This window comes from Massilia sp. 01N417, assembly GCF_056399645.1.
The window spans coordinates 1-13,605 of sequence record NZ_JBFTRS010000009.1 but is presented as its reverse complement, the minus strand read 5'-3'; the positions used below and the strand labels follow the sequence as shown (position 1 = coordinate 13,605).

The window sequence follows — 13,605 nt, the reverse complement described above, 5'->3', positions numbered from 1 at the left end:
ATTGCATCACGGCAATGAAATTAAACCGTCGACGCCGTAGGAAATAAGGAAGAAATCCTCAACCTTCCAAGCTGTGCTGAGATCCGGCATGAGATTTAGTCGGGAATACACTCTACTCAGCTGGAAGATTCAACATTTAAACGACAAAGGAAATAATCATGCGTGAATTGAATATGGTTGAAGCCAATTCTGTTAGCGGCGGTTTTCTTTTAGTGGAGATTGGGAAAACTATTATAACCAGTGCAGCCTATGACTTAGTAAAAGCTGGAGCGATGTGGGCATGGGAAAATTCATATGGAGGGCGTAATCAATTTCCGCCCGTCCCGCGCGCTGGCCATGAATAAAACCTAGGCGGAATTAATGAGCTGCAGGCACATACTCGGCTGTGCTTGCGGCTCATGTGCGTTCACCTTACGAACCCAAAAATTGAAAATCGACATCATCAAACCCACAGGTTAAAAATGGAGAAAATAAAATTTAGGTATTTAAAAATCACCGAGTTTTTCCCCAGCCAAAAAATAATACAATTTCGCAATGTGTTCTTAAAAAATATATGTGACCAAAATATCATGCATGCATCGTTGTGGCTGCTATTGTATGCATCACTTCCAACAACTTTGATCGGCGCGCTGATTACGTCCGCAATTTCTGTCTATCACCCCGAGTTGTTTCGCACAATTGGCACCGCAGCAGGTCAGCAAAACATTGCATGGTTCCCAAGTTTAATTTTCAATCCTCTATTCGAATCATTGATACTTTCGATTACGATATATGTCAGTGTTAAGCTGAAATTCAAGCAATTTTCAATTATAATTTCCTCAATATTAATATCAGGAATCCATTCATTGCAAAACCTTCTGTGGGGCATCACAGTTTTCTGCTTCTTTCTTATCCAATCCTATGCATTCTTTCATTGTTTTAGATACGATTTAAAAAGATCATATTTAATAATTTCGATCTCCCATTCTTTACACAATGCCTGGATTCTTATAATTATGGTCGTCTTGGCAAACCCCGGCTGATTCCGCCGAGGCTTAGCTTAAGGTAGAGAAGATTTAGGATTTAGTGAAAACGCATCGTTTTTAGAAAAGATGAGTTAGAAAATATAATTCTTGGCCTCACTCTACTGTTCACATCGTTGCCCGTTAAGAGAGAACCATTCGAAGAGCGAGTTGCTTGTAAATTTCAACGCGTCTTCCAAATTCTGAAAACCTAGGCCAATAAGTCGACTTCGGTCGGGCAAGTCTCTACATTTAAATCCCCTCCAGCACAATCTTCCCGCGCGCCCGCCCCGACTCGATCAGCGCATGCGCCCGCCGCAGATTCTCCGCATTGATGCGCCCGAAGTTCTCATTCGCCGTGGTACGGATCGTCCCCGCATCCACCAGCTCCGCCAGCCGATCCAGGATACGGTGCTGCTCGATCATGTCGGGCGTGTTGAACAGCGAGCGCGTGAACATCAGCTCCCAGTGCAGCGACACCGCCTTGCGCTTGAATTTCATGATGTCGAGCGGCGTGGTCGGGTCGTCGATCAGCGCGTACTTGCCCTGCGGCGCGATGGCCTCGACGACCTGGTCGAAGTGCTGGTCGCTGTGGGTCAGGCTGACGACGTACTCCGGCTGCGCCAGCCCGGCGGCCGCGATCTCCGCCGCCAGCGGCTTGCTGTGGTCGATCACGTGATGGGCGCCGAGTTCGCGCACCCATTCCTGCGTTTCAGGGCGCGAAGCGGTGCCGATGATGGTCAATTGCGTGAGCTGGCGCGCCAGCTGCACCAGGATCGAGCCGACGCCGCCCGCCGCGCCGATCACCAGCAGCGTCTTCCCTTTACCGCTATCGTCGCGCGGCACCTGCAGGCGGTCGAACAGCATCTCCCAGGCCGTCAGGCCGGTCAGCGGCAGCGCCGCGGCGGCGCCGAAATCCAGCGAGGCCGGCATGCGGCCGACGATGCGCTCGTCGACCAGCTGCAGCTCGCTGTTGCTGCCGGCGCGGGCGATCGAGCCGGCATACCAGACGCGGTCGCCCGGTTTGAACAGGGTGACCTCCGGGCCGACGGCTTTCACGATACCGGTCGCATCCCAGCCCAGCACCTTCCACTGCCCCGCTTCCGGTTTGGCGCTCTTTCTCACCTTGGTGTCGACCGGATTGACCGACACCGCGCGCACCTCGACCAGCAGGTCGTGGCCCTCGGCGACCGGATCGGGCAGCGTGATGTCGGCCAGCGATTCCGGCTGATCGATGGCGAGGTTGTTCTGGTATCCGATGGCTTTCATGTGCAGGCTCCTTGTCGAAATAACGATGCGATGGATGCCATTCTGACCAGCAGGCGCTTTTTGATAAACTGGGCAATCCGGATATCACTTTCAATGAAATCTTGAAAATCAAGAATCTGCAGGACCTGGAGACCTTCGTCGCCACCGCCGAACAGGGCAGCCTGTCGGCCGCCGCAAGAATGCTCGACATCTCGCCGGCAGTGGCCAGCGCCAGCCTGAAGCGCCTGGAGGCCGACCTCGGCGCGGCCCTGTTCATCCGCAGCACGCGCAGCATGCGCCTGACCCTGGCCGGCGAGCGCCTGCTGGCGCGCAGCAAGGTGTTACTGGACGGCCTGCGCGAAGCGGAAGACGAGGTACGGGCCGGCCAGGACACGATCGAAGGCCAGCTGCAGATCTCGATGCCTTCCGACCTCGGACGCCATGTGGTGCTGCCCTGGCTGAACGATTTCCAGGCGCGCTATCCGGGCGTGAAGCTGAAGCTGCAGCTCACCGACCGCCTCGCCAACATCTACCGCGAGCCGGTCGACATCGCGCTGCGCTTCGGCGTGCAGCCGGAATCCAGCATGGTGGCGCTGCCGCTGCTGGCGGAGAACCGGCGGGTGCTGTGCGCTTCGCCCGCCTACCTGGCGCGGCACGGGATGCCGGCTTCCCCGCGCGAGCTGGAAGACCACAACTGCCTGTGCTTCATGCTCGACGAAACCGTCAACGACCGCTGGCGCTTCCGCAAGGGCGACGAAGAGATCGAGATCGCCGTGCAGGGCGACCGCGTGGCCGACGATTCCGAGATCGTCAAACGTTGGGCGCTGGCGGGCCTCGGCATCTGCTACCGCTCGCGCATCGACGTGCATGCGGACCTTGCCAGTGGCCGCCTGCGCCTGATCCTGCCCGAGTGGGAAGGCGTCAATGCGCCGCTGACGATGCTGGTGGCGAACCGCAAGCAGGTGTCGCCGGCGGTGCGGGTACTGCGCGAATTCCTGGTGAGCCGCTGCAAGTCACTGCTGGGCAGCTGAAGCCGCCGCCAGCAGACTTGGCGCCGCCGGTGCAGAATGCTCCTTTGATCATGAAAAGGAGGCGGCATGGACGCGCAGGCGACGATGGAACAATGGCAGCGGCAACTGGAGGAAGTACGGGCGCGGGCGGAGCGGAACGGCGCGCGTGCCGGCGTGGTGCCGGCCGAGCAGGCGCGGTCGATGACGGGACTGGACATCATGCAGGCCCTGCTCGAAGGCCGCTTTCCCTACGCGCCGATCGCCGAGACCCTCGACTTCCGCCTCGTCGAAGTCAGCCGCGGCCAGGCGATCTTCCAGGGTACGCCGCAGCAGAAGCACCTGAACCCGATGGGCACCGTGCACGGCGGCTGGTACGCCACCCTGCTCGATTCGGCGGTCGGCTGCGCGGTGCAGACCAGCCTGGAACCCGGCCAGGCCTATACCACGGCGGAGCTGAGCGTGAACCTGGTGCGCGGCGCGCGCCTGGACGGCGGACCGCTGCGCGCGATCGGCACCGTCCTGCATTGCGGCCGCCAGCTGGCCACCGCCGAAGGCAAGATCGTCGATGCGCAAGGCCGGCTGTACGCGCATGCGACCACCACCTGCATGGTCTTCAGCGCGCGCTGAGGCAAAGCCTCAGCTGACCGCCGGCTCCAGCAACGTGATCGTCTGGCGCTCGGTATCGAGCGTGGCGCGCACGCCCACCGGAATCGTGAACTGGTTGCGGATGTGGCCGAAGGAATAGCCGCTCACCGCCGGCACGTGCAGGGGCTGCAGGTGCACGTCGAGCGTTTCTTCCAGGCTCAAGGACGAGCCCTGACCTTGCGGGCCGCAGTTCTCGCAGATGCCGATCATGACCCCGGCCGCCTTGTCCAGGCCCACGGCCAGGTCGAGCTGGGTCATCCAGCGGTCGATCCGGTAGGGCTCTTCGTTCACCTCTTCGATGAACAGCAGGCTGTCCCGGAAATCGGCGGCGTAGGGCGTACCGGCCAGCGCACTCACCAGCGACAGGTTGCCGCCCATGAGCGGGCCGGTGGCCACGCCGCCATGCACGGTGCGGATCGCGTATTGCGGCTCCTGCAGCGCGCGGCGCGCATTCTCGGCCGACATCGGGATCGTGTAGCTGGCGCGCGGATCCATCAGCACCGCCAGCATGTGCTGGTTCGAATAATCGGACGGCGTGCTCGAGGCCACCGGGCCGTGGAAGGTCACCACGCCGGCGTGGCGGTGGATGGCCAGGTGCAGGGCCGTGATGTCCGAGTAGCCGAGCAGGATCTTCGGGTGCTTGCGGATCAGGTCGAAGTCCAGGTGCTTGAGCAGCGAGATGCAGCCGGAGCCGCCGCGGATCGCCCAGATGGCTTTCACCTCGGGGTCGCGATACATGCCGTGCAGGTCGGCGATGCGGGCCGCGACCGTGCCGCCATAATTGCCCCAGACTTCGCGCAGGTAGTTGCCCGGCTTGACCCGGAAGCCCAGCGCTTCGATGTTTTTCACGGCCTTCTGGATCGAGGCGTCGCTGGTGTAGCCGCCCGGTGCGATCAGGCCGACCAGGTCGCCCTTGTTGAGGCGGGGAGGTTTGATCAGGTGTTTCATGGGAGAGGTGCGCGGACGCGTGGCCGCCTGGCTTGAAAGCGCTGCCGGCAGCAGCAGCGAGGCGGCTGCCAGCTTGCCGAAACCGCGCCTGCTGATTCTGCTGTGACTCGACATATCCGCTAGCGTTCGAATTAGACAATGAAAAACGGCCCGCGGGCCGGGGAGACGCGCTCCCCGGTCGACGGGCCGTTGGCGATGCGGGCGATCAGAAGAACTTGTAGTTCACCAGCAGCGTGAAGGAACGGCCACGCGGATCGGCCACACGCGGCTCCCAGGTGCTGCCCGCACCCGAGTTGCTGTCGTAGGTGATCGCGAACGGCGGGTCCTTGTCGAACAGGTTCTTGATGCCGGCCGTGATCGTGGTGTTCGGCACGCCGGTGTAGCTCAACGACAGGTGGAAGATCGAGTAAGCCTTGACGTCCGGATTGAGGTCGGCCGGATGGACGACGCCGTTGGCCACGCCCGGCAGCACCTGGTCCTTGTAGCCCGAGCGGTAGACGTTCAGCAGCGTGGTGCTCCAGTCGCCCTGCTTGTAGGTCACGTTGGCGGTGTGCTTCCACTTCAGGCCGAGGTCGCCGGTGAAGAGGAATTTGCCGATCTCGCTCGGACCGAAATCGCTGTTCTGGGTAGCGCGCGACTTCTTCTCCAGCAGGCGGGTGCCGTCGATGCCGGCGCTCCAGGTGCCCTGGCCCAGCTTGCCGTTGGCGCGGGCGCCCAGTTCCAGGCCGCGGGTGATGCGTTCACCGGCGTTCACCCAGCGCTGGTCGACGACGACCAGGTTGCCGGCGGCGTCACGCAGGAACTGGTCCTTGAACAGGTTGTAGTTCGAGGCCATGGTCGTCAGCGTGAACGAGTCGATGGTGTTCTGCTTGCGGATTTCCCACAGGTCGGCATTCATCGAGAAGTTGGCCAGCGGCTGCCAGACCACGCCCAGCGTGCCCTGCTTGGCGGTTTCCGGCCCCAGGTTGGCCTTGCCGCCGGTCCAGATGACCGGGGTGACCGATTCGCAGCCCGGCTTGGTGCTGTCGACCTTCAGGGTCGGGCACTTGGCCGGATCGGCGAAGTCCTTGCCGGCATACTGCGACTCGGTGATGCCGTTGAACAGCTGGTTGAACGACGGTGCGCGGAAGCCGGTGTTGTACGAACCACGGAACATCAGCGAATCGAAGGGCTGGAAGCGGAACGAGTACTTCGGATTGAAGGTGTTGCCGAAGCCGGAGTAATGGTCCTGGCGGCCGGCGATGTTCAGTTCCAGCGACTTGGTGACCGGGATCAGGAATTCGAAGTACAGCGCCTTGATGTCGCGGTGCTTCTCGTTCAGCGCGTTCTGGTCGTCGAACGGTGCGTTCAGGATGGCCGGACGGGCCGCGGCTGCGCGGCCGTCGCCGTTGAATTCATAGCCTTCGCGGCGCAGGTCGGTACCGATCGCGGCCATGACGGCGCCGGCCGGCAGCTGGAACACTTCGCCCGACAGCGCGGCATCGGCTTGGGTCAGGGTGGTCTTGCCGCCGTACATGGTGACGCCTTCGGCCGAGGTGCTGTTGATCAGGTCGATCGCGGCCTGGCTCTGCTTCTCGCCCGGCATCAGGAAGGGATTGATGATGCCGGTGCCCAGCGCATTGGCCAGGGCGACGGTGTAGTTATAACCCTTGCCCAGGTGCGATTCGGCTTCGCTGTAGGCCTTCGACAGGCCGACGCGGTAGTCGAAGCGGCGGCCGAACAGGGTCAGCGGGCCGTCGGCGCCGACCTGCAGGCGGGCTGCCTTGCTTTCGGTCTCGATCTCGCGGTTGCCGCACTCCATGCAGCGCCAGCGGTAGGCGATCGGCTTGCCGTAGTTGGCGGCGATGCTCGGGAATTCCTTGACCAGGGCGTTGTACACCATGTCATAGGCGGAACCGGTGCTCGGGTAGAAGGAGCTGTACGGGAAGTTGACGGTCGACGGCGAGATCTGGTTCGGCGAGAAGCTCTTCTTCGAGGTTACTTGCGAACCGACCAGTTCGGCGAACAGCTGGTGTTCGCCGCGCTGGATGGTCAGGCGCGCCAGGCCGTTATTGTTGGTGACCGGCTGTTGCAGGACGGCCGCACGGCCCGTATCCCATGCGCAGCCATAGGCGGCGCCCGGGGTATCCCACAGTTTTTCGTCGTAGGCGGCCATGCCGTCGATGCTGTTGCAGCCTTTGCCGCCCGGCAGGTCGAGGATGCTGATGCCGTTGTACAGCGTGGTGCTGCCCGGCTTGGCCACGCCGCTGGCGTTGGTGCCCAGCAGGGTCGGACCGTAGGAGGTCGGCGACACGCCGAACACGTTCGCGAACGGCGCGCCGCGGGTATCGACCGAGACGCCGCGGTTCGGCTGGAAGGTATTGACGAAGTCGCGCTGGCTGCCTTTCAGGGCATTGTTCTCGCTGCGCGCAGCGGTCACCAGCAGGTTATAGCCATCCTTGTCGAGGTCGCCCCAGCCGCCGGTCAGGGAGGCGCGTGCGATGTTCGCACCGCCATGCTGGGTGGCGTCTTCGAAGGCCTGGGCTTCCAGGCCGTGGTAGTTCTTCTTGGTGATGAAGTTGATCACGCCGCCGATCGCGTCGGTACCGTAGATCGCCGAAGCGCCGTCCTTCAGCACCTCGACGCGCTCCACCGCCGCCATCGGGATCGAGTTCAGGTCGACCGCCGAACCCTTCATGCCGTAGGTCGCCACGCGGCGGCCGTTCAGCAGCACCAGGGTCGAGTCGGCGCCCTGGCCGCGCAGGTTGGCGCTCGAGGCGCCGTTGTTGCCGCGCTGGGCGCCGGTGGTGACGTCCGAGTTCGAGGCCAGGTTGTCCGAGCCGTTGCCGTTGACGTTCAGGTTGGCGATCAGCTGCTCGGCGGTGACGATGCCCTGGTCTTCCATCTGCTTGCGGCTGATGATTTCCAGCGGCAGCGCGCCTTCCTTGGCGATGCGCTTGATGCTACTACCCGTGATTTCGACGCGCTGGATCGGCTTATCCGCCGGCACTTCCTGTGCAACGGCCGGGCTGACGATGCCGATCAGGGCGATCATCTGTGCTAACTTCTTCAACTTCACGCGTCTCTCCTTGGGTAGTGCTGCGACTGTCTTTTGGGATTTAGTACTGTCAAGTAATGTCTTTGCATTACGTTATTTTGATTTCGAGGGTACGCGGACGTATTTGCGCGTTCCAATGAAAAATCCGGAGCTGAGTATAACTACAGGGAATGTTTAGCTAAGGAAAATCTAGCTAAAACTATCATTTCCCTCGGGTAGCGCGTGCTCTTTCCGCAACATCGACGTCCAGATAACGCCATTGCGTGAATTCGACCGGGTGGCGTTTGTAGTTTTTCAGCCACGGTTGGCGGATATCCGCCGAGAGCACATGGGTGAGAGGCACCCATGGGTTATAGGCGTGGATCAGCTGGTTCATCTCGAAATACAGCTTTTGCCGCTCGGGGCCGTCGTGCAGGGCACGCGCCTGCTCGTAGCGCTCGTTATAGGCCGGCAGGTTGAAGCGCGCATAGTTCGCGCGGCCGGCGTTGGGGCCGTAGAGCAATTGGTAGAAGTTGTCGCCGTCGGGGAAGTCGGCCACCCAGTTACTCTCGAACATCTGCACCTTGCCCAGGCGCGAAGCCTTGATGATCTCCGGCTTCTTGTCCGACTTGAACACCACGCGCAGGCCGATCGCGTTCAGGCACTTCCGCCACAGCTCGTCGCGCAGGCGGCCGCCGACCGTGGCTTCGCTGCTCATTACCAGGGTCAGGGGTTCGCCGTTCGGCTGGCGTCTAAAACCGTCCGGGTCGCGCTTGGCGTAGCCGTAGCGGTCCAGCAGGGCATTCGCCAGCGCCGGATCATAGGGTACCGGGCTGCGGTAATCGGGGTCGTAGCCCAGCACGCCGGCCGGCAGCGGCGAATCCGCCTTCATCGCAAAGCCCTTCTTCAGCAGGGCGATGTCCTCGGCATTGTTGTAGCTGAGGGAGATGGCGCGGCGCAGCGCGATCTTGTCCTTGGTATAACCGCCGACGACCGGGTCCTGCATGTTCATCCACATATAGTAGGTCTGCAGCACAGGGAAGCGGGTCAGCTGCATGCCGCGCGCGCTCAGCTCGGGCTTCAGCTTGCCGTCCTGGATCACCATGTCGGTCATCGATTCCGGCACCTGCTCGAGGTAATCGTATTCGCCGTTCAGGAAGCCCAGCATGCGGCCCTGGAATTCCTCGGCAATCTTGACCTCGACGCGGTCCACGCGCGGCAGCGGCCGGCCCTCCAGCGCCGCGGCCAGGGTTTTATCGCCGGCATCGTTCTGCTCGCCCAGGCTGGTGTGGAAGACGGCGCTGGAGGCCGGATTCTTCAGCAGTACGATGCGGTCGCTGTGCTTCCAGTCGCCGATCATGAAGGGACCGGTGCCGACCGGGTGGTTGCCGGCCTGGCCCGGGTAGGCTTCCATCACCTCGCGCGCGACCACCGACGCCGCCGGCATCGCCATGTAGAACAGGAAGTTGTTGTCGGGCTCCTTCAGGCGGATGCGCAGGGTGTAGCGGTCGACCGCCTGCAGGCCCGGGATCTCGGTGGCGTAGCTGAAATTCTTCTTGAGCGCTTCGTCGCCCGCCAGCTTGCCGTCGAAGATGTAGCCGAAGGGCGAATGCAGGGCCGGGTCGTACAGGCGCTTGAAACTGTAGACGTAGTCCTGGGCCGTGACTTCGCGCTTGGCGCCCTTGAAGGCCGGGTCCGGCGTGAAATAAATGCCGGGACGGATCCGGAAGGTGTAGGTGCGGCCGCCGTCGTCCACCGCCGGCAGGCCGGTTGCCGTATTCCCCTGCAGTTTGACGGGCCGCGCCAGGTAGTCGTAGCGCAGCAGCGGGTCGAACAGGTTTTCCAGCAGCGACAGGGTGGCCAGGTCCGAGCCGACCGCCGGGTCGAGGCCGGCCTCGCTGGTCGACAGGAACATGTGCAAGACCTTCGTCGGCTCGCCGGCTGGCGCGGCCTGGACCGGCGAGTGCAGCAGGGCGAACGAGAAAGACAGGGAGGCGGCGGCGGCGAGGAATCGGGGTATCGGCATGGCAGGGTCCTGAAAGCGTTGCGTATCATAGGCCCAGGCCTTAGCGATAAGCAATACGCGTCAGCGGAATTGCGCGGTGGAGATGTCGAAACGCTTCAGCTTGTCGTACAGGGTCTTTTTCGGGATGTTCAGGCTTTGCGCGGCATCGATGATGTTACCGCCATGGCGGCGCAGCGCTTCTTCGATGATCGAGCGCTCGAAGGCGTCGACCTGTTCCGCCAGCGAGACTTCGCGCCGGGCTTCGGCCGGCGCCAGGCTATCGTCGAGCAGTCCCAGCACGAAGCGGTCGGCCACGTTCTGCAGTTCGCGCACATTGCCGGACCAGCGATGCGCCATCAGCGCATGCAGCAGTTCCTCGCCCACCAGCGGGGCCGGCTGGCCGTAGCGCCGCGCCGCCTGCAGCACGAAGAATTCGAACAGCAGCGGAATGTCTTCGCGCCGGTTGCGCAGGGCCGGCAGGGTCAGGCTGGCCACGTTCAGGCGGTAATACAGGTCGGCGCGGAAGCTGCCCTGCTCCGCCAGCGCCGCCAGGTCTTCCTTGGCCGCGGTGATGACGCGGAAATTCACCGGAATCAGGCGGTTCGAGCCGAGCCGCTCGACCTTGCGCTCCTGTAGCACGCGCAGCAGCTTGACCTGCAGCGCCAGCGGCATGCTTTCGATCTCGTCCAGGAACAGGGTGCCGCCGTTGGCATACTCGATCTTGCCGATGCGCTGGCGCTGGGCGCCGGTGAAGGCGCCCTCTTCGTGGCCGAACAGTTCCGATTCGAACATCGACTCCGGCAGGGCGCCGCAATTCAAGGCCACGAAGGGGTGCTGGCTGCGTTCGCTGAATTCGTGCAGGCAGCGCGCGATCAATTCCTTGCCGGTGCCGGTTTCGCCCAGGATGATCACGTCGGCATCCTTGGGGGCCAGGTTCAGCACCAGCTGGCGCACCCGGGTCATCGCGCTGCTGCGCCCGATCACCCGGGCTTCGATGCCGGCGCGGTTGTCCAGCTGGCGCCGCAAGTCCAGGTTCTCCAGCACCAGGCGCCGCTTGTCGAGCGCACGGCGGCAGACTTCGAGCAGCAGGTCGGTGGAAAACGGCTTCTCGATGAAGTCGTAGGCGCCCTGGCGCATCGCGTCGACCGCCATCGAGACGTCGCCATGGCCGGTCACCAGGATCACCGGCAGGGTCGCATCCTTGTCGACCGCCATCTTCAGCAGCTTCAGGCCGTCGATGCCGGGCAGCCTGACGTCGCTCAGCAGGATGCCGCGGAAGGCCGGCGACAGGTGCGGCAGCGCCTCTTCGGCCGTGGCGCAGGCGACGACGTTCAGGCCGGCCAGTTCGAGCGCCTGGCGCACGCCCTTGCGGACCACGGCATCGTCTTCCACGTACAGCACTTGCATGCCGTCGGAGCTGGTTTCAAGCATGGGATTCCCTTTGGCAGGTGAAGCTGATGATGAACTGGGCGCCGCCGCCTTCGCTGGCGGTGCGGTTGCGGACCGTCAGCGCGCCGCCGGCGGCGCGGACGATGCCGGCGCTGATCGACAGGCCGAGCCCCAGTCCCTGTTCCTTGGTGGTGTAGAAGGGTTCGAAGATGCGGTCGATGAGGGATACCGGCACGCCCGGACCGTTGTCGCTGACCTCGATCGTGACTTGCTCTCCCTCCTGCCGGACGACGACGGCAATATGCACTTCGCCCGGCGCCGCCACCGCCTCGATCGCATTCGACACCAGGTTGGTGAACACCTGTTCGAGCCGGATCGGATTGCAGGGCACCAGTACGTCGTGGCCGGGCCATTCCTCGGTCAGCACCAGGCGCTCGCTGCCCGGACGGGTGCGGATCTGCAGCATGGTCTGGGCAAAGGCGGTGCGCACGCTGGCCGACTGCTTGCCGTCGTCGCTGCGGCGGGCAAAGCCCTTCAGTTGCGAAGTGATGTAGCCGAGCCGCTTGACCAGGTCGGAGATCGTATTCAGGTTGTCCAGCGCGTCCTCGATGCGGCCGCGCGCCAGCAGCACCCGGGTATTGTCCGAGAAGGTCTGCAGCGCCGCCAGCGGCTGGTTGAGTTCGTGCGTGACGCCGGCCGCCATCTGGCCGATCGCCGCCAGCTTGCCGCTCTGGACCAGTTCGGACTGGGCATAGCGCAGGGTCCGCTCGGCGCGCTCGCGCTCGCTCACCTCGGCCTGCAGGCGCAGGTTGGCGCTTTGCAGGTCTTCGGTGCGCTGGGCCACCTTGACCTCGAGTTCGGCGTAGGCCTGGGACAGCGCCTGCTGGGCGTTCAGGCGGTCGCGGATGCGGCTGCGGCGCTGGCCCGCGTACAGGGCGCCCAGCATCAGCAGGGCCCAGCCGAGGGCGGCGGCAAACGCCGCATTCCTGGCCGCCGCCCGCACCTGGTCGAGTTCGGCGAGCACGGTGATGTCCCACTCCAGCGGCGCCAGGCGATGGCTGACCGCCAGGTAGTCGGTGCGATTGTCGAAGGAGAGCACCGAGGCGCCGTCGGCAAAGCGCTCCCTCACCTGGTGCGGCAACAAGCTCAGGTCTTCGCGGTAGAACTGGCGCTGCTCGCGGATGCTGCGCTGGGCGGCCTCGGACAGCGGCGCCTCGAGCTTGAACTTGAAGCCCTCGAAGGAAGACAGCAGGATCACGCCGTTGCCGTCCTTGACCAGGATCTGCTCGCTGCCGCCGTGCGAGCGCCACGAGCGCTCCAGCCAGTCGAGATTGACCTTGGCGACGGCCACGCCGATCACCCGCTCGCGCCGCCACACGGGTTGCGCAATGAAATAGCCGGCCTCGCCGGTGGACACGCCGATGCCGTAATAGCGGCCGGTGCCGCCGCCGGCGGCCTGCTTGAAATAGGGACGGAAACCGTAGTTCTGGCCGACGTAGGAAGTCGGCTCCTTCCAGTTGCTGGACGCCAAGGTGGTGCCGTCGAGGCCGATCACATAGACGGCGAAGGCGCCGGCGCGCCGGTTGATGCGTTCGAGGTAGTGGTTCACCTCGCCGGCGGACACGCCGCCCTCATGCTCCAGCAGGGCGGACACCAGGTCGCTCTGGGCGATCGCCAGCGGCAGGAATTCGTAGCGGTCGATCACGCCGCCGATGGTGGAACCGTAGACCTCGGCCCGCGAGGCCAGGGTACGGTGCAGTTCGTTCAGGTGGCGGCTCTTGACGATCGCGTAGGCGGATACGGTGACGAGCACCAGCGTGCATGCCGCGAAGGCGGCACCGAGCTTCCGATTCGATCTCCAACTGCGCAAAGCCATTGCATTCCTGTCCACATGACTCCCGGGTCAGCGGTCCCGGGCGAGCGCGCAGTATCTCATGCGTGCCCGCCCGGAAGGCAAGGATCAGAACGCCGCGATGCCGGTCTGCGCACGGCCCAGGATCAGGGCGTGGATGTCGTGCGTGCCCTCATAGGTGTTGACCACCTCGAGGTTGACCATGTGGCGGATGATGCCGAACTCGTCGGAGATGCCGTTACCGCCCAGCATGTCGCGCGCGACGCGGGCGATGTCCAGCGCCTTGCCGCAGGAATTGCGCTTCATGATCGAGGTGATCTCGACCGCCGCCGTACCTTCGTCCTTCATGCGGCCCAGGCGCAGGCAGCCCTGCAGGCCCAAGGTGATCTCGGTCWGCATGTCGGCCAGCTTCTTCTGCACCAGCTGGTGCGCAGCCAGCGGCTTGCCGAACTGCTTGCGGTCCAGCACGTACTGGCGCGCGGTGTGCCAGC

10 protein-coding genes are annotated in these 13,605 nt (G+C 63.3%); 3 read left to right on the top strand and 7 right to left on the bottom strand.

The genetic code is table 11. The features are described 5' to 3' along the window. Positions 1–158 precede the first annotated feature (158 nt). Entirely contained in the window at positions 159–344 is a 186-nt protein-coding gene (locus AC1DOQ_RS11625) for a hypothetical protein (RefSeq protein WP_477363633.1), read from the top strand. Between the two features lie 909 nt (positions 345–1,253). On the opposite strand, the gene AC1DOQ_RS11620 is transcribed toward AC1DOQ_RS11625, so the two are convergent. After that, the gene (locus tag AC1DOQ_RS11620; protein WP_477363630.1) at positions 1,254–2,270 is read right to left on the bottom strand and encodes a zinc-binding alcohol dehydrogenase family protein; all 1,017 of its coding nucleotides are present in this window, start codon (positions 2,268–2,270) and stop codon (positions 1,254–1,256) included. Positions 2,271–2,371: 101 nt separating this feature from the next. On the opposite strand from AC1DOQ_RS11620, the gene AC1DOQ_RS11615 reads away from it, so the two are divergent. Together AC1DOQ_RS11615 and AC1DOQ_RS11610 are read left to right on the top strand one after the other, a co-directional pair. Further along, complete coding sequence (locus AC1DOQ_RS11615) at positions 2,372–3,280, top strand: LysR family transcriptional regulator (protein ID WP_477363627.1); 909 nt, start codon at positions 2,372–2,374, stop codon at positions 3,278–3,280. 66 nt (positions 3,281–3,346) lie between these two features. Further along, positions 3,347–3,886, top strand: a complete 540-nt coding sequence (locus AC1DOQ_RS11610) for a PaaI family thioesterase (protein ID WP_477363624.1) — start codon at positions 3,347–3,349, stop codon at positions 3,884–3,886. A gap of 9 nt (positions 3,887–3,895) precedes the next feature. Here the strand turns inward: AC1DOQ_RS11610 and AC1DOQ_RS11605 are convergent, their stop codons facing one another. The 6 genes from AC1DOQ_RS11605 to AC1DOQ_RS11580 form a co-directional block, all read right to left on the bottom strand. Further along, on the bottom strand, positions 3,896–4,966 hold the full coding sequence (locus AC1DOQ_RS11605; RefSeq protein ID WP_477363621.1) for a S66 peptidase family protein: 1,071 nt from the start codon (positions 4,964–4,966) through the stop codon (positions 3,896–3,898). A 91-nt stretch (positions 4,967–5,057) separates the two neighbouring features. Then, positions 5,058–7,910 carry a TonB-dependent receptor domain-containing protein gene (locus AC1DOQ_RS11600; RefSeq protein WP_477363618.1) on the bottom strand — a complete coding sequence of 951 codons (2,853 nt, stop codon included), beginning with the start codon at positions 7,908–7,910 and terminating at the stop codon, positions 5,058–5,060. 181 nt (positions 7,911–8,091) lie between these two features. Continuing rightward, positions 8,092–9,894: an ABC transporter substrate-binding protein gene (locus AC1DOQ_RS11595; protein WP_477363615.1), complete on the bottom strand. Its 1,803-nt coding sequence runs from the start codon at positions 9,892–9,894 to the stop codon at positions 8,092–8,094. Positions 9,895–9,954: 60 nt separating this feature from the next. Beyond that, positions 9,955–11,304: a sigma-54-dependent transcriptional regulator gene (locus tag AC1DOQ_RS11590; RefSeq protein ID WP_477363612.1), complete on the bottom strand. Its 1,350-nt coding sequence runs from the start codon at positions 11,302–11,304 to the stop codon at positions 9,955–9,957. Then, positions 11,297–13,075 carry a sensor histidine kinase gene (locus AC1DOQ_RS11585; protein ID WP_477363609.1) on the bottom strand — a complete coding sequence of 593 codons (1,779 nt, stop codon included), beginning with the start codon at positions 13,073–13,075 and terminating at the stop codon, positions 11,297–11,299. The genes AC1DOQ_RS11590 and AC1DOQ_RS11585 overlap by 8 nt, the downstream gene beginning before the upstream one ends. 147 nt (positions 13,076–13,222) lie before the next feature. Then, the coding region (locus tag AC1DOQ_RS11580; RefSeq protein WP_477363606.1) for an acyl-CoA dehydrogenase family protein at positions 13,223–13,605 on the bottom strand (383 nt) is incomplete at its 5' end.